The sequence below is a fragment of the Ruegeria sp. TASC047 genome (assembly GCF_059612445.1).
Map to the genome: position 1 here is coordinate 199,230 of NZ_JBXWQP010000054.1, position 16,746 is coordinate 215,975.

Sequence of the window (16,746 nt, forward strand, 5' to 3'; positions counted from 1 at the left end):
GCCCAATGAGCAGTGAGCATTACACACCGCCTGTGAACCCTCTGCCACCTGCTGTGGTGGCGCTGGTTCTGTTCATCATCGGGATAGAAATTGCCTTCACGCTGGGATCACGCGGGCTGGTCGGAGGGCCAGCAGCGGTGGGCTGGCGGCTGGATGCGATCCAGCATTATGCGTTCTCTGCGGATATTTTCGACTGGATGGTTCTGAACGGGCGCTGGCCATTCGAACATGTCATCCGCTTCGTGACCTACCCCTTTGTATCCGCCAATTTCACGCAGGCGATTTTCGTCTGTGTTTTCGTGCTGGCGATGGGCAAAATGGTTGGCGAAGTGTTCGGCGGTTTCCCAATGCTGCTGATTTTTGTCGTGTCGGGCATTGGCGGCGCATTGGCCTACGCCGTGTTACTGGACCCGCGCTATCCGCTGATCGGAGGGTTCCCGCCGGTGTACGGTCTGATCGGCGCATTTACGTGGTTGTTGTGGCGCAAACTGTCACTTGTAGGTGCAAACCAAGCACGGGCATTTCAATTGATTGCCGTCCTTATGGGCATACAATTTCTTTTCGGCCTGATCTTTGGCGGCAACTGGGAATGGGTTGCTGATCTGGGTGGGTTTGCCACCGGTTTTGGCTTGTCTTTTCTTGTTGCACCGGGCGCGTGGTCCCGGATCGTCGGCCGCATTCGCCGGGATTGATCAGGACCGGCGCAGGGCGTGTTTGAACTCCGACAGTTTGAAAGCGCCGAAGATATGGCCCAGAAGGAAATATGAGACGGCAGCGACCATGATCAGGACCAGCAGTGCCAGATAGCGCCAGCCGGGAACATCCAACGCCCACCCGAACAGGTGGAGCGCGGCGTACAATACCGCACCCATCCCAAGCGAAGCGGCGACAATCCGGCCCGCGCGCTTTTTGAACCGGACATCAAAGCGCGCCTCTTCACCCATTCGTCGTGCGCCGAAAGCCAGTAGCACCACCATCGCCCACCCCGCAGTCGATGCGGCAATTGCTGGCGCGATCCAGCCCACCAGTGGAAACAGACCAAACGCCAGAGCAGCGTTCACGATCATCGCAACAACTGCGTAGTGAAACGGGGAACGCGTATCCTCGCGCGCAAAGAACAGCGGTTGCAGCAATTTTTGCAACATAAAGGCCGGAAGCCCGACCCCGTAGATGGCAACCGCAAGGGCCGTGGCGGCCGTATCCTCGGGGCCGAACTGACCACGTTCGAACAGCACCGATACGAGAGGGTATGGCATAACCACGAAGGCCACAGTCGAAGGCAGCGTGAGCAGCAGTGTGAACTCACCGGCCCGGGAAAAGGCATTGCGTGCGCCCTCTTTGTCCTCCGCACGCAAACGGCGGGACAGGTCCGGCAACAAGACTATGCCGACAGCAATGCCCACAACACCCAAAGGCAACTGGTAGAGTCTGTCTGCGGCAAAAAGCCAGCTGACGGCATTTTCGGTTTTCGATGCAACCAATTGCCCGACAACGAGATTGACCTGTGTGACCCCCATCGCCAGCGCGGCCGGGACCGCGATACGTACCATCCGTCGCATTTCAGGCGTCAGGCGCGGCATGCTGGGGCGGATGCGGATGTCGGCGCGTTCGGTTGCGATCCAGACCAGCGCCAGCTGCGCGACACCGGCCACTGGAATGACAGGGATCAACCACCGGATCACCTCGCCGCCGGACATGGCACCGGCAATCAGGGCGGTGCAAGCGAAGATGTTCAGCAGAACAGGTGCAGCTGCCGCCGCCGCGAACCGCCCGGTTGCATTCAGAACGCCTGAAAACAAGGCAGCCAGAGACATGAACAGGATGTATGGAAACACAACATATCCATAGTCCACCGCCAGATCGAACCGTTCATCGCCGTAAAACCCTTCGGCGGTCAGCCAGACCAGACCGGGCATGAAAACCATGGCCAGCCCGACCAGCGCAAGAACAGCCACGGCCAAAAGATTGAACGCGTCCTGCGCAAAACCCTGAGGGTCTTCGTCTGCTTCCAGTCGTTTGGAAAACATCGGCACAAAGGCCGCGTTAAATGCCCCCTCGGCGAAAAAGCGGCGGAACATGTTGGGCAGGCGAAAGGCAGCAACAAAGGCATCCATCACTGGGCCCGGCCCGATATAGGCCGTCAGCAGTATCTCTCGCAGAAACCCCAGAATTCGGCTGGCGAGCGTCCAGAAGCCGACCGTGAACAGGCCCGAGAACAAGCGTATTTGCTTCATGAGGCCGCACGCTCGGCACCTTCGGTGATCGCCGTGCGCAGCTTCGCCTCAAGTCCGCGCTGTTTGCTTTCCGAGTAATACTTCAAGCCGAACATGTCCTTGACGTAGAACGTATCGACCACCTGCTCGCCATAGGTCGCAATCACGGCATTGGCGATATAAACGTTCGCCGCGGCCAGGGTCCGGGTCAGGTCAAACAGCAGGCCGGGGCGGTCGCGTGTGTCTACTTCGATGATCGTGTAGATTTCAGAGCCCTCATTGTCGAACGTGATATGTGTTGGCACGTTGAAAGCGCGTTCGCGTTTCTTGATCTTGTCACGTGACTTCAGCGCTTCCTTGGCGACGACTTCGCCGCGCAGGGTCTTGTGAATCATCTGGGTCAAGCGTGGAAGGCGCGATGCCTCGAACGGGTGCCCCTCGGCGTCCTGTATCCAGAACGCGTCCGTTACGTAGCCGTCTTTGGTGGTATAGCTGCGGGCATCGACGACATTCGCGCCAACCAGAGCCAGTGCCCCGGCGATGCGGGCAAAAATACCGGGGTGATCGCCCATCGCGAAACAGGCCCGCGTCGCATCACGGTCTTCATCAGGTTGTAGGCGAATTTCCATCGCGCCGGGATCGCCGCTTTGTTCCAGCGCGTGCAGCATCTCGGCAAACTCGATATGCGTCGCAAGATTCAGGCCCTGCCAATACGGGGCGTAGTGGCGCCCGGTCTCGACCTTGAGGTCAGCCTTGGACCAGTTGTCCAAAGCGCGGCGCAGTGCTGTTTTGGCCTCGGCCCCCCGGTTTGCCCGGTTCAGATCTTCCATACCGGTTTCCAGTGCACGCTTTGTTTCAGCATGCAGGGCGCGCAGCAGAGTGGCCTTCCAGTTGTTCCAGGTGGTCGGGCCAACGCCGCGAATGTCGCAAACCGTCAGAACCGTCAGCAGATCCAGCCGTTTGGTTGTCTGAACGGCCTTGGCAAAATCGCGCACTGTCCGAGGGTCGGAGATATCGCGTTTTTGGGCCATATCGGACATAAGCAAGTGATAGCGCACCAGCCATTCAACGGTTTCGGAATCCGATTTGTTCAGGCCGAGCCGAGGCGCCACCTTGCGCGCGATCTGCGCCCCGAGAATCGAGTGGTCTTCGGGGCGACCTTTCGCAATGTCGTGCAGAAGAAGCGCGACATACAGCACCTTGCGATTGACCCCGCCTTTCAGAATCGAAGAGGCCAGAGGCAGAGATTCGATCAGCTCTCCGCGTTCGATCTGGGCAAGATTGACGATGCACTGGATCGTATGCTCGTCCACCGTATAGCTGTGATACATATTGAACTGCATCATTGCCACGATGTGCTCGAACTCGGGCAGGAAAGCGGACAGCACGCCCAACTCGTTCATCCGTCGCAATGCGCGTTCCGGGTTGCCGTGTTTCAACATCAGATCTAGGAAAATGCGCTGAGCTTCCTTGTCGCCGCGCATTTCGTCATCGATCAGATGCAGGTTCGCGCTCACCAGCCGCATGGCATCAGGATGGATCAGCATACCTGTCCGCAAACCTTCTTCGAACAGGCGCAGCAGGTTCACTTTGTCGGAGAGAAATTTCTCAGGTTCCACCAGATCCAGACGACCGTGAACCACCTTGTACCCTGCCTTGACCCGTCGACGCCTGCGGAAAATGCGTTCCAGCAGCGGCGCACCTTTCATGTGCAGCGCTTCGAGTTTGGTCAGGAAGATGCGCGTCAACTCACCTACGCGGGTGGCTTCGCGGAAATACCGCTGCATGAACACTTCGACCGCGCGACGCCCGGCGCGGTCCTCGTACCCCATGCGCGCGGCGACCTCGACCTGCATGTCAAAGGTAAGCTGCTCGGTCGCGCGACCGGTGACTAGATGCAGGTGTGATCGCACAGCCCAAAGGAATTCCTCGGCCTGAACGAAGGTCTTGAACTCTTCGGGGGTGAACAACCCCAAAGGCACCAGTTCGGCCACGTCCTGAACGCCATAGACATATTTCGCGATCCAGTAGAGGGATTGCAGGTCACGCAGGCCGCCTTTGCCTTCCTTCACGTTGGGTTCGACCATGTAACGCTCGCCTTGTTTATGGTGGCGTTCATCACGTTCGTGCAACTTGGCTTCGATGAACTCGCGTTCGGTTCCCTTGAACAGTTCGTCTTTCAGCCTTCGGTCCAACCCGTCCGCCAGTGCCTTGTCGCCGGCCAGATAGCGTTGCTCCAACATCGCTGTGCGGATCGTAAAATCCTCGGCACCCAACCGCAGACAATCTTTGATCGTGCGTGACGAATGCCCGACCTTAAGTCGCAAATCCCACAGGATATAAAGCATCGACTCGATGACGCTCTCGGCCCAGGCGGTGATCTTGTAGGGGGTGAGGAATAGCAGGTCGACATCTGAAAACGGTGCCATTTCCCCGCGTCCGTAGCCGCCAACAGCCAGAACGGCGATCTTTTCACCTTGGGTGGGTGTTGCAAGCGGATGCAGGCGTGTGCTTGAGACCAGCATCGCCGTCCCAACCAGTTGATCTGTCAGGTATGTATATGAGCGCGTGAGTGCGCGCGCGTCGAAAGGACGTTCGCCAAATGCCTCTGCAATGGCCGCGCGGCCAGACTTTTGAGCCTCGCGTAGAACGCGCACCGTCTCGGACCGCATTTTGGTGTTGTCCGGGCAGACCTCAAAGGCCTGAGCCAGTGCATCATTGACGGCAGTGCTGTCGAAGATGTCTCCGGCGGGGCAGATCAACGCGCTTTCGGGCACGTTGATCGCGCCAGTCTGATCAGAAACCGGCGCCAGAGAAGTTTTGCGGGGCAGGGTCAATCACAACCACCTGTTTGTTCTGGATCGTGGCAACCGCCAGACCGCGTTCGTTGGTGCCGTCCGGGCGCAGACGGAAGATGCCGCCAACGCCCTGGAAACCGGCGCTCTGTGTCAGGGCCGAAGCGGTCAGGGCGTCTGATTTGCCCTGGCTGACCAAGGCGCCAATTGCGGCGATACCGTCGTAGGCCAAACCGCTGATCGGGTGCGGTGCTTCGCCGTAGGTTGCGTTGTAACGCTGACGGTAGGCTTGTGCCTTGGACGGGTCAGGCAGCGCAAACCACCCCCCCTGAACCCCCGGAAGCTCCAGAGTTTGCGGCGGGATATCCCAACGTGTCAGGCCAATGAATTGCGTGGTTGCCGGAGAAACACCGGCCTCTGGCAGCAATTGCGAGAACAGCGGCAATGCCCCCGCCGTGGTCGCCGTCAGGAAGATCGAATCCGCGCCCGTCGAATCGACAGTGGCCTTGATCGTGGGAACCGCATTGATGACGCCCTGTTGCGACCGGTCGTAAGCGACGGTCCCTGCATTGTTGACCCGGCTGTTCGCTATGGCATTGGCGATTGCGGACCGGCCCAACTGTCCTGCGGCGTCGTTGCTGTGCACGACCACCGTGTTGACCTTGCCCTGACTGCCCGCATAATTCACCAGCCGGTTGGCCGTGTTGTCAAAGGTCGGGCCCAATACAAAGACGTTGCCGCCTGCAATGCTGGCGTTGTTTGAAAACGAAAGAACGTTGACGTTCTTGCTCAGCACCGCCAATCCGGCAGCATTCGCTGCTTGGGCATATACCGGACCAATGATGATTTTTGCCCCGTCCGCAACAGCCTGCTGTGCAACGGCTGTCGCCGTGTTCGGGTTTCCGGCCGTGTCATAAACGCGTAAGTCGATCTGGACATTCGGCAAATCCGACATCGCAAGACGCGCGGCATTCTCAAGGCTTTGCGCCAGCGCTGCATCACCAGATTGCGCAGATCCTCTGGGAACCAGCAAGGCGACAGGAACCGGCTTTGCGGTATTGATCGAGGGACCTCCGCCAAGACCACCTGGTTCACAGGCAGCAAGAAACGCTGCGGTCGTCAGGGCAGCGGCGACTTTCGCCAGCTTGCTTACGGGCTTGCAAACGGTAAACATCTAAATGAAAACTCCCTGATCCGGCGGCTGCGAATGCTTCTGTTCTGTTGAGCCGCGATAATAAACGTCACGCTGTGAGGGTCCAGCTTTGAATTTCCAAAAGATCAAGTTGGCTGCGGGCCTGTATTTTGTTGCCACTCCGATTGGAACAGCACGCGACATTACGCTCAGGGCCTTAGATGTTTTGGCCTCAGCCGATGTGATTGCGGGAGAAGACACCCGCAGTTTACGTCGCTTGATGGAAATACATGGCATCCCGCTGGAAGGCCGGCGAATCCAAGCCTATCACGACCACAGCGGCGCAGGCGCACGCGGCAAGATCATGGAGGCGCTGGCGCAAGGGCAATCGGTGGCCTACGCGTCCGAAGCAGGAATGCCGCTAATTGCCGATCCGGGCTATGATTTGGGCAAGCAGGCCGCCGAAGCCGGGTATACCGTGACCTGCGCCCCGGGCGCGTCTGCCGTTGTAACGGCCCTGACGTTGGCGGGGCTTCCCACGGACGCCTTCTTTTTTGCAGGCTTCCTTCCTAACGCATCCAAAGCACGCCGCACCCGTATCGAGGCGTTGAAGGACATCCCCGGCACATTGGTGTTCTACGAATCTCCGAAACGCGTTGCCGCCTGTCTGTCAGACTTGGCTGAATGCCTGGGGCCTGAACGGCAGGCTGCGCTTTGTCGAGAGCTGACGAAAAAGTTTGAGGAGGTCCGTCGCAGCAGCCTGTCCGAACTGGCAGAGGAGTATCGGGGCAAGACCGTCAAAGGCGAGATCGTCCTGCTGGTGGACCGCGGTCATTCGCAAAGTGTTAACGAATCCGATCTAGAAGAAGCTTTGAAACGGGCTTTGGAAAATCACTCGGTTCGGGATGCAGCGGATTTTGTATCGGAAATGTACGACCTGCCGCGTCGACCGATTTATCAGAAAGCATTGAAATTGGGCAAGGGATGACATGGGGCGGCGTGAACGACAGGGTTCGATCTCTTACCACGCCGGACAGGCCGCAGAGTCACAGGTCGCCGCAGATTACGAGCGTCGGGGCTTTGCCATAGCGCATCGTCGCTGGCGGGGCGCTGGCGGAGAGATCGATCTGATTGTGCGCGACGGCGACGGGCTTGTGTTCATCGAAGTTAAAAAAAGCACCAGCTTTGAAAAGGCCGCTGCCCGGATCAGCCGCAGGCAGATCGAACGGATTTACGCCTCTGCCGCGCAGTTCTTGGAAAACGAGCCGGACGGGCAGCTGACAAACGTGCGCTTTGACGCGGCGCTTGTGGATGGTTCTGGCGCGGTTCAAATCATCGAAAACGCCTTTGGTTTTGGCTAAGCCCCATTGAACCCACAGGCGTGCTGGTCCATGTATCTGGCGGGAAACTGAGGGACATGCCATGAAAATCGCCTTTCAAATGGACCCGATCGGGGCCGTGGATATCAACGCCGACAGCTCATTCCGTCTGGCGGAAGAGGCACAGGCGCGCGGGCATTCTTTGTTTTTCTATGGTCCGGATCATTTGGCCTATCAGCAGGGTCGCATCACCGCGCGAGGTCACGACATGACTGTGCAAAGGGTTGCCAGAGATCCTGCGGTTCTGGGTCCCGAACGTGAGGTGGATCTTGCCGATTTCGATGTCGTCTGGCTGCGTCAGGACCCGCCTTTTGACATGCATTACATCACGTCCACGCATTTGCTGGATCGTCTCAAGGGTCAGACGCTGGTCGTCAACGATCCGTTCTGGGTGCGCAACTACCCGGAAAAGCTGCTGGTGCTGGATTTCCCCGACCTGACCCCGCCAACAACGATTGCGCGTGATTTGCAGACGATCAAGGCGTTCAAGGAAAAGCACGGCGATATCATCCTCAAGCCGCTTTACGGGAATGGCGGCGCGGGTGTGTTCCGGCTTGATGCCAATGACCGCAACCTGACTTCCTTGCATGAACTGTTCACCGGATTCTCGCGCGAACCTTTGATCGTGCAGAAATTCCTGCCGGATGTCAGCAATGGCGACAAACGGGTGATCCTGGTGGATGGCGAAGCGGTCGGCGCAATCAACCGGGTACCCGCCAAAGGCGAAACACGGTCGAACATGCATGTTGGCGGACGTCCGGAAAAGATCGGCTTGTCCGAACGCGATCTTGAGATCTGCGCGGCGATTGGGCCTCTGCTGAAGGAAAAGGGTCAGGTCTTTGTCGGAATTGACGTTATTGGCGACTATCTGACCGAGATTAACGTGACTTCACCGACCGGCATTCAGGAGCTGGAACGGTTTGACGGCATAAATATTGCTGAAAAGATCTGGCAGGCCATCGAGGCCAAGCTTTAGGCCATAACCCGGGCAGAGATCCGAAAACTAAGTGCCTCGGCCACGTGTTGGCGGCGGATATCGGTCGCGCCGTCCAGATCGGCGATGGTGCGCGCCACCCTTAGGATTCTATGGAAGGCCCGGGCTGACAGGCCGAAACGATCTGCGGCTTTCAACAGCAGCTCTTTTCCTTCGGCATCGGGCGTGGCGATCTCTTCCAGTATTTTGCCTTCTGCATCAGCGTTTTGTCGTAACTCCGGCGTGTCACAAAACCGGTCTGCCTGAATGGCTCGCGCCCTTTCGACACGTGCTGCAACCGTCGCCGAACTGTCGCCCGAAGGGGGCAGATCGAGGTCTGTAAAGCCCACGGGCGGAACTTCGATCCGCAGGTCGAACCTGTCCATCAACGGGCCCGAGATTCGGTTCAGGTAATCTTCGCCACATCCCGGTGCCCGCGAACAGGCACGGGACGGATCGGTCAGATAGCCACATTTGCAAGGGTTGGCGGCGGCGACCAGCATGAAACGACAGGGGTATTTCACATGGGCGTTCGCGCGCGCCACCATGACTTCGCCGGTTTCAATGGGTTGCCGCAGGGTTTCCAGAACGGTGCGTGGAAATTCGGGGAATTCATCCATGAACAGCACACCATTATGGGCCAATGAGATTTCGCCCGGTTTGGCCCCTTTCCCACCACCAACTATGGCCGCCATTGAGGCCGTGTGGTGCGGTTCGCGGAACGGGCGAGTGCGGTTTATTCCGCCTTCATCCAGTAACCCACATAGCGATTGGATCATCGACGTCTCCAGGGCTTCCACGGCAGTAAGCGGCGGTAAAATTCCGGGAAGCCGCGCCGCCAGCATGGATTTGCCCGATCCCGGCGTGCCGATCATGATCAAGTGGTGACGTCCGGCGGCGGCGATTTCCAGGGCGCGTTTGGCGCGCTCCTGCCCTTTCACATCGCGCAGGTCGCGGTTGGACGGTGTCAGGTTCACTTCGCCAGCTTGCGCCGCTGGCAAAGGGGATTGGCCCGAGAAATGGCGCACGACCTCTCCAAGTGATCCGGCGCCGATCACTTGAGTGGCATCTACCCAGGCCGCCTCGGCGCTGGAGGCGCGCGGACAAAGCAAGGCGCGGTCTTCTGAAGCTGCCGTCATGGCGGCAGGCAAGGTACCGACAACCGGAACCAGAGAACCGTCGAGCGACAACTCTCCCAATGCAACGGTGCTTTCTGCGGCATCGGCTGGGATGATATCGAGCGCGGACAAAAGCGCCACCGCAATGGGCAGGTCGAAATGGCTGCCTTCTTTGGGAAGGTCAGCAGGGGACAGGTTGATGGTGATCCGCTTGGACGGCAGCGCGATGGCCATCGCGTTCAGCGCGCTGCGGACGCGGTCACGCGCCTCGGACACGGCTTTGTCGGGCAGGCCCACGATGGAAAAGGCTGGCAGTCCGGGTGAGACCGCGCATTGCACCTCGACTGGGCGGGCATCAACCCCTTGAAAAGCAACGGTGTGGGCGCGGGCGACCATGGCAGTCCTGTTTTGGTTAACAGGACGTTGCTGCCACGGTTCTGGTTTAAGAGTCGTTAACGGCTGCGCGCATGGCCGCGAATTTGGGCCATGCTTCGGGGTCGGCCACAGTTTTGTTCCGGCAGAATGGGTTGCAGAACCCCCAGCATTGCCCGTCAAGCTCCAGGAAATCGGTGACAGGCTTGCCGGAATACGGGCAGGCGGCGTTGATTGACGGACCACCTGAAACCGGCTTCGCAGCAGAAACACCCCCGACTGGCCAAGGGCTGGACGGCAAATCCTGCGCGTAAGGGAAGGTGTCGTACTCAACGGTCAATCCCATGGCGCGCCACTGTCTGACGATGGGATCAGAGAGCAATTCCATGCAATAAGCCCGGTTCACCTCTGACACCGGCAGCCCATATCCGACGATCCGCGCTGCTACAGGTGTGTAGAAGACGTCTGCCAGTGAATAGGCACCAAATATCGGGCCTTGGTCTGCCCCTGACACGCTCCGCGCATGTGCCCAGAGTGTTTCAACCCGCTCAAGGTCTGACAAAGTCGCCTCAGACGGCGCGAAGCCTTGCCACACGTTTCGCAGCTGCATGGCGCATTCTCCACGCAGGGCGCTGAAACCGGCCACCATTTCGGCGCATAGCCAGCGGGCGGTTGCCCGGGCTGCGGCATCCGAAGGCCACAACCCGGCATCGGGGTGGCGTTCGGCCAGGGTTTCGGCCATTGCCAGGCTTTCCCCCACAACCGTTCCATCCGGCAGGCGCAAGGCGGGAACAAGGCGAGCAGGGGCCAACGGTTCCATGTCTTGCGCCATAGTGCCGGAATAGAGGCCGATCATGTGGCTGTGATAGGGCAGGTTGAATTTCTCAAGCATCAACCAGCCGCGCATTGACCAGCTGGAGAAGAGGCGATCGCCGATATAAAGGTCATAAGTCATGCGCGGACGATGCCTCAGCTTTGCGGACCGGTAAATCAGTGATTTGTGTTGGACCTGTTCACGGAAGGTGATTGATCGACCCGACAGTCCACGCCTCGCCGTTGACAGCGATATCCGTCACCGAAAGGTTGTCGATCCGATGCGCAAAGGTCTGCTGCCCGTCCAGACCAAGGGCGCGCTGCACTTGTGTCAGGATCACGCCGAAATGCGCGACGATCACCAGATCGCGGCCCGTATGCGCGGACATAAGCGCGTCGATCGCGGAATCGACCCGGTCGCGAACCTCATTCCAGCTTTCACCTTGCGGTGGGCGGACATCACCGGGGTTGTCCCAATAGGCAAAAGCCAGCTCGGGGTCTTCGGCTTCAATATCGGCAAACCCGCGAAGCTCCCACTGACCGAAATGGATTTCCCGCAGGTCTGGATGATGTGGCAGACGGTGACGCTGGCCCTGAATGGCCGAAGCAGTGTCAATCGCGCGCGACAGGTCGGACGAAATCACAAGTGCATCGAATGGCAAATGGTCGTGCAGGCGCTTCAGCGCCGCTGTATCGCTTAGATCAGCAGGCAGATCGGACCAACCAACCATCGTCTTTGCATGCGTGGGCCCGTGGCGAACAAGATGTAGTCGTGTCACGGTAGCTGCCCTTTCAGGACCAACGGCAACCCGGCGGTCACTTGCACCACCAGATCAGCCTGCGCCGCAAGTGCGATGTTCAGCCGACCCTGCGCTTCGCGAAAGCGGCGGGCAAGCGCGTTATCCGGAACAATACCGTGCCCGACTTCGTTCGACACGATCACAATCTGCGCGGGGCATGCGCGCAGGGCCTTTAGCAGGTCAGTTTGGACTGCGCCCAGATCAGTTTCGGCCAGCAAGTGATTGCTGAGCCACATGGTGGCACAATCGACCAGACATACCTGATCCGAGGACAGGCTGGACAGCACCGGCCTCAGGTCAAGGGGCTCTTCAATCGTGGTCCAACCGCCGCCCCGCTGTTCCAGATGGCGATCAACCTTCTGCCGCATCTCTTCATCAAACACTTGTGATGTCGCTAGATAAACTCGATTTTTCCCTGTGGAAACAACGAGGTCCTCGGCAAATACCGACTTGCCTGAAGCAGCTCCGCCCAGAATTAAGGTTAAATCTGACGCCACAGTACTTACCTAAAGATGATCCAATTGGTGCCGTTTTGCGTATCGGTCATAGGTCGGCATGGCAAGCCCGGCCAACGCCTGCAAATCAGGGGAGAGGTTTATGGCACTGGACAACGCGACAGATTTTTCGATGTCCCGGCAAGCGATGAAGGCCGAGTTGCTGGATGCGGAAACGGAACTGAGGCTGGCCTATGCCTGGCGTGACCAGCGTGATGAACAGGCGCTGCACCGCCTGATCACAGCGTATATGCGGCTGGCAATTTCGATGGCGGCCAAGTTCAAACGCTATGGCGCGCCGATGAATGACCTTATCCAGGAGGCCGGTCTGGGTTTGATGAAGGCCGCAGACAAGTTCGACCCTGATCGTGGGGTGCGGTTTTCGACTTATGCGGTGTGGTGGATTAAGGCGAGCATTCAGGATTATGTGATGCGGAACTGGTCCATGGTGCGAACGGGGTCCACCTCGGCGCAGAAATCGCTGTTTTTTAACATGCGTCGGGTTCAGGCCCGGCTGGAACGCGAGGCCGCGACCGAAGGTCTTGAACTGGATCGCCACCAGTTGCATCAGATGATCGCCACAGAGATTGGCGTTCCTATGCGCGATGTGGAACTGATGGAAGGTCGGCTGTCAGGGTCGGATTTTTCCCTGAACGCGGTGCAATCCGCCGACGAAGACGGGCGTGAATGGATCGATGCGCTGGAAGATGAACGCGAACAGGCCGCCGAAGCAGTTGAACACACCCACGACACCGAACAGTTGCGCCAGTGGTTGCTGATCGCGATGAACGCACTGAATGACCGCGAGCGGTTCATTGTGCGCGAACGCAAACTGCGCGAGCCTGCGCGGACACTGGAGAGTCTCGGCGTCGAGTTGGGACTGTCCAAGGAGCGGGTGCGACAGCTTGAGGCCGCAGCGTTCGCAAAAATGCGCAAGAACCTTGAAGCCCAGTCGAACGAGGTGCAACACTTCATCGCATGAAACAGCTTGCGATTCTTGCGTGTGTTCTGGGCCTTACGGTTACAGCGGCGCGACCCGGACTGGCGGAAGATCTTATTTCCGATGATGCGGCTCTCGCGATGCGGGATGCAGATGTGGTAATTCTGGGTGAGGTTCACGACAATCCCCGCCACCACCTCATTCAAGCCGAAGCGATAAAGGAAATCTCACCCTCGGGCGTTGTCTGGGAGATGGTCACCGAAGAAGGCGCGCAACGGCTGGCGCAAAAAGCGGTGTCCAACCCGGAAGAGTTGAGCCGTATTCTGCAATGGGCAGAAAGTGGTTGGCCACCGCTCAGGCTGTATTATCCGGTGTTCAAGGCCTCAGGCGCGCCGGTCTACGGGGCCATGGTGCCGCGTGCTGCCGCGCGGGCCGCGATGGAACGCGGGGCCGCCACGGCGCTGGGTGCAGACGCGGCGCGCTATGGTTTGACTGTACCGCTGACGCCCGAGGAGCAGGCAGCGCGCGAGGCGGATCAAATGGCCGCGCATTGCGAAGCTCTCCCGCCGGAAATGTTACCGCAGATGGTCGCGATCCAGCGTTTGCGCGATGCGGTTCTGGCCCGTGCGGTGATGCGCGCGATGGAAGAAACCGGCGGCCCGGTTGCCGTGATCACTGGGAACGGACATGCGCGCAAAGACCGAGGTATCCCGACATTTCTTGAACGCCTTCAACCCGGATGGAAGGTGGTCTCGGTCGGACAGTCCGAGGACGACATCATCGACGGTGACTTTGATATCGTAATCGACAGCCCCACAGTCGAGCGTGAAGATCCCTGTGCGGCGTTTCAGGTTCAGAATTAATCGCTGGAACAACCTGCTGGGCTTGCCTAATGTCGGGGCCGACCGGGACAGGAAGGGCTGAACATGCTGTCATCCAAACGCATTCTGCTGATCATCGGCGGCGGCATCGCGGCCTACAAATCGCTGGACCTGATCCGCAGGCTGCGTGAACGCGGCGCAGCTGTGACGCCTGTGCTGACGCGTGCGGCAGAGGAATTTGTAACACCTCTGTCCGTGTCTGCACTTGCCTCAGAAAAGGTCTATGGAGATCTGTTTGATCTGACCGCCGAGGCCGAGATGGGCCATATCCAGCTGTCACGCTCCGCCGATCTGATCGTCGTGGCCCCCGCAACAGCAGACCTGATGGGCAAGATGGCCGGGGGGTTGGCAAATGATCTGGCATCGACCCTTCTGATGGCGACAGACACGCCTGTTCTGTGTGCACCCGCGATGAATGTACGCATGTGGGAACACCCGGCGACACAACGCAACCTGATGCAGCTTCAAGCGGATGGCGTGCGCTTTGTTGGCCCAAACGAAGGTGATATGGCCTGCGGTGAATATGGGCCGGGACGCATGTCGGAACCGCTGGAAATCGTCGCGGCGGTTGAGGCGCAGCTTGCGGCAGGACCCTTGGTAGGAAAGCGCGTGCTGGTAACTTCGGGCCCGACGCATGAGCCGATTGATCCGGTCCGGTATATCGCGAACCGCTCTTCCGGGGCGCAGGGCTCGGCCGTGGCACAGGCGCTTGCGGATTTGGGGGCCAAGGTGATCTTTGTCACGGGCCCCGCAGACGTACCGCCACCGGCGGGCGTGCAGGTCGTGCCGGTCGAGACCGCGCAACAGATGTCGGACGCGGTTGATGCGGCGCTTCCCGTCGATGCGGGCGTGTTTGCGGCTGCGGTGGCAGATTGGCGCGTGGCCAGTGCGTCGGACAAGAAACTGAAGAAAAGTCGCGACGGTCTGCCGGTTCTGGAATTTGCCGAGAACCCCGACATTCTCAAACGCGTCTCGCGGATGGAAAATGGGCGCCCACCTTTGGTTGTCGGCTTTGCGGCCGAGACCGATGACGTGATTGAACACGCCACCGCCAAGCGACTGCGCAAAGGCTGTGACTGGATTGTCGCCAACGATGTCAGCCCTTCCACCGGGATCATGGGCGGGTCCGAGAATGCGGTTATCCTGATCTCGGACAGCGGAGCCGAGGAATGGCCGCGTATGGGCAAGGCTGAGGTTGCGCGGAGGTTGGCAAGCAGGATCGCAGACGCGTTGGCGGGCTGAAGGAAAGGCAAAACCATGGTTGCAATTCGAGTGATCCGCGAAGACGGGGCAGACCCCGCCGTGGCGCTTCCGTCCTACGAAACTGTGGGTGCTGCTGGCGCGGACGTGCGTGCCAACTTGCCCCAGGAGGCTTCGATCGTGCTGGAGCCCGGACAGCGGGCGCTAGTACCGACCGGTCTGCGCATTGAAATCCCGCAGGGATACGAGGTTCAGGTTCGGCCCCGCTCGGGCCTTGCACTGAAACACGGGATCACGCTGCCCAATACGCCGGGCACTATTGACAGTGACTATCGCGGACCTCTGGGGGTGATCGTGATGAATGCCGGTCAGGAACGGTTCGAGATTGCCCATGGTGATCGTATCGCGCAGCTGGTAGTTGCCCCTGTCGTGCAGGCGGCATTCGAACTGGCTGAGGCATTGGGTGAAACAGATCGTGGGGCTGGCGGTTTCGGCTCGACCGGGCGCGGCTGATGCTGCTGGTTCTTGTTCTGGCAGCGGGGCTATGGGGCGTTGGCTATATCGCCGGCACGTCTAAATCGGCGCGTGTGGTGTCGGTGAGTGTGTTGTTGGTCGGGGTGATCCTGTCTCATCTGATCTTGCCGGATGGGCATCCCCTGCGCGAAGCAACCGGTGGGTCTGCGGCGCTGTGGCTGATCCTTGCAGGTTTCGCGGCCATCGTTTTGTTATATGGCCGTGTGTTGAAGGCCCTGCGCAACCGCGCAGTACAAGCCTCCAAGCCGGAAACCACCATGCCCTCTGACCGTTTCACCGAAACCGAACTGAACCGGTACGCCCGTCACATTGTGCTGCGCGAATTGGGCGGGCCGGGTCAGAAAAAGTTGAAACAAGCCCGTGTTCTGGTGATCGGTGCAGGAGGTTTGGGCGCCCCGGCGCTGCAATACCTAGCGGCCGCAGGTGTGGGTACAATCGGGGTCATTGACGACGACATAGTCGAGAATGCGAACCTGCAGCGGCAGGTGATCCACCGCGATGCAGATATTGATATGCCCAAGGTCTTTTCCGCCCAGCAAGCGATGGAGGCGCAGAACCCGAATGTGGTAGTTCTGCCCTTTCATCGCAGATTGGGCGATGAAATCGCGGCAGAACTTTTTGCCGACTTCGATCTGATCCTTGACGGTACGGATAATTTTGAGACCCGCTATCTGGCCAACCGGACTGCCGCCGCGCTGGGCAAGCCACTGATTTCGGGGGCCTTGTCGCAGTGGGAAGGGCAGCTCAGCGTGTTTGACCCAGCCAATGGCAGCCCGTGCTACCAGTGTATCTTTCCCGAAGCCCCGGCCCCCGGTCTGGCCCCGTCCTGTTCCGAGGCCGGTGTGATTGGCCCGTTGCCGGGTGTTGTTGGATCGATGATGGCGGTTGAGGCGATAAAGGTGATCACGGGCGCTGGCATGGCGCTGCGGGGCGAGATGCTGATCTACGACGCCCTATACGGTGAAAGCCGCAAGATCACGCTGACCCGCCGTGCCGATTGCCCCATTTGCGGTGCCGCAAGCAATTAACCTTTCTTAACGTGGGCTGGGGGTTCTGGAACACCCGGCCATGGCGAACTAGCTATAGGGTCAAAGGAGATCCG

At 59.3% G+C, this 16,746-nt stretch carries 16 protein-coding genes; 9 read left to right on the forward strand and 7 right to left on the reverse strand.

Going from position 1 to position 16,746, the window contains the following annotated elements; genetic code table 11:
• The first annotated feature begins 5 nt into the window (after nt 1–5).
• Complete coding sequence (locus tag AC2FLO_RS19975; RefSeq protein WP_480585624.1) at nt 6–692, forward strand: rhomboid family intramembrane serine protease; 687 nt, start codon at nt 6–8, stop codon at nt 690–692.
• Here the strand turns inward: AC2FLO_RS19975 and murJ are convergent, their stop codons facing one another.
• The 3 genes from murJ to AC2FLO_RS19990 are packed head-to-tail and all read right to left on the reverse strand — an operon-like array spanning nt 693 to nt 6,182.
• Nucleotides 693–2,234: a murein biosynthesis integral membrane protein MurJ gene (gene murJ, locus AC2FLO_RS19980; protein WP_496752276.1), complete on the reverse strand. Its 1,542-nt coding sequence runs from the start codon at nt 2,232–2,234 to the stop codon at nt 693–695. It abuts the gene before it with no gap.
• Nucleotides 2,231–5,050, reverse strand: a complete 2,820-nt coding sequence (locus AC2FLO_RS19985) for a [protein-PII] uridylyltransferase (protein ID WP_496811743.1) — start codon at nt 5,048–5,050, stop codon at nt 2,231–2,233. Before AC2FLO_RS19985 ends, murJ begins: the two co-directional genes overlap by 4 nt.
• Entirely contained in the window at nt 5,010–6,182 is a 1,173-nt protein-coding gene (locus AC2FLO_RS19990) for a penicillin-binding protein activator (protein WP_480585629.1), read from the reverse strand. The genes AC2FLO_RS19985 and AC2FLO_RS19990 overlap by 41 nt, the downstream gene beginning before the upstream one ends.
• A gap of 88 nt (nt 6,183–6,270) precedes the next feature.
• On the opposite strand from AC2FLO_RS19990, the gene rsmI reads away from it, so the two are divergent.
• The 3 genes from rsmI (at nt 6,271) to gshB (ending at nt 8,495) form a co-directional block, all read left to right on the forward strand.
• Nucleotides 6,271–7,128, forward strand: coding sequence for a 16S rRNA (cytidine(1402)-2'-O)-methyltransferase (rsmI, locus tag AC2FLO_RS19995; RefSeq protein ID WP_496752280.1), 858 nt, complete (start codon nt 6,271–6,273; stop codon nt 7,126–7,128).
• 1 nt (nt 7,129) lies between these two features.
• Nucleotides 7,130–7,501: a YraN family protein gene (locus AC2FLO_RS20000; RefSeq protein ID WP_496752282.1), complete on the forward strand. Its 372-nt coding sequence runs from the start codon at nt 7,130–7,132 to the stop codon at nt 7,499–7,501.
• A 61-nt stretch (nt 7,502–7,562) separates the two neighbouring features.
• A complete protein-coding gene (gene gshB / locus AC2FLO_RS20005) occupies nt 7,563–8,495 on the forward strand; it encodes a glutathione synthase (protein ID WP_496752284.1) in 933 nt (310 codons plus the stop codon).
• Here the strand turns inward: gshB and AC2FLO_RS20010 are convergent.
• Genes AC2FLO_RS20010 through cobU form a run of 4 tightly spaced genes read right to left on the reverse strand, consistent with a single transcriptional unit; the run spans nt 8,492 to nt 12,092 of the window.
• Nucleotides 8,492–10,006, reverse strand: coding sequence for a YifB family Mg chelatase-like AAA ATPase (locus AC2FLO_RS20010; RefSeq protein ID WP_496752285.1), 1,515 nt, complete (start codon nt 10,004–10,006; stop codon nt 8,492–8,494). The two genes, gshB and AC2FLO_RS20010, sit on opposite strands and share 4 nt — an antisense overlap.
• Nucleotides 10,007–10,052: 46 nt before the next feature.
• A complete protein-coding gene (locus AC2FLO_RS20015) occupies nt 10,053–10,937 on the reverse strand; it encodes a glutathione S-transferase (protein WP_496752287.1) in 885 nt (294 codons plus the stop codon).
• Between the two features lie 58 nt (nt 10,938–10,995).
• The gene (locus AC2FLO_RS20020) at nt 10,996–11,574 is read right to left on the reverse strand and encodes a histidine phosphatase family protein (protein ID WP_480899278.1); all 579 of its coding nucleotides are present in this window, start codon (nt 11,572–11,574) and stop codon (nt 10,996–10,998) included.
• Nucleotides 11,571–12,092, reverse strand: a complete 522-nt coding sequence (gene cobU / locus AC2FLO_RS20025) for a bifunctional adenosylcobinamide kinase/adenosylcobinamide-phosphate guanylyltransferase (RefSeq protein WP_496752289.1) — start codon at nt 12,090–12,092, stop codon at nt 11,571–11,573. Before cobU ends, AC2FLO_RS20020 begins: the two co-directional genes overlap by 4 nt.
• A 100-nt stretch (nt 12,093–12,192) precedes the next feature.
• Between cobU and AC2FLO_RS20030 the strand changes: the two genes are divergently transcribed.
• From AC2FLO_RS20030 to AC2FLO_RS20050, 5 genes are all read left to right on the forward strand, one after another.
• Nucleotides 12,193–13,071: an RNA polymerase factor sigma-32 gene (locus AC2FLO_RS20030; RefSeq protein ID WP_496752291.1), complete on the forward strand. Its 879-nt coding sequence runs from the start codon at nt 12,193–12,195 to the stop codon at nt 13,069–13,071.
• Nucleotides 13,068–13,892, forward strand: a complete 825-nt coding sequence (locus AC2FLO_RS20035; RefSeq protein WP_496752293.1) for a ChaN family lipoprotein — start codon at nt 13,068–13,070, stop codon at nt 13,890–13,892. Before AC2FLO_RS20030 ends, AC2FLO_RS20035 begins: the two co-directional genes overlap by 4 nt.
• Before the next feature lie 63 nt (nt 13,893–13,955).
• Nucleotides 13,956–15,152 carry a bifunctional phosphopantothenoylcysteine decarboxylase/phosphopantothenate--cysteine ligase CoaBC gene (gene coaBC, locus AC2FLO_RS20040; RefSeq protein ID WP_496752294.1) on the forward strand — a complete coding sequence of 399 codons (1,197 nt, stop codon included), beginning with the start codon at nt 13,956–13,958 and terminating at the stop codon, nt 15,150–15,152.
• 15 nt (nt 15,153–15,167) lie between these two features.
• Nucleotides 15,168–15,623: a dUTP diphosphatase gene (gene dut / locus AC2FLO_RS20045; RefSeq protein ID WP_496752296.1), complete on the forward strand. Its 456-nt coding sequence runs from the start codon at nt 15,168–15,170 to the stop codon at nt 15,621–15,623.
• Nucleotides 15,623–16,672: a HesA/MoeB/ThiF family protein gene (locus AC2FLO_RS20050; RefSeq protein ID WP_496752298.1), complete on the forward strand. Its 1,050-nt coding sequence runs from the start codon at nt 15,623–15,625 to the stop codon at nt 16,670–16,672. The genes dut and AC2FLO_RS20050 overlap by 1 nt, the downstream gene beginning before the upstream one ends.
• Nucleotides 16,673–16,746 lie beyond the last annotated feature (74 nt).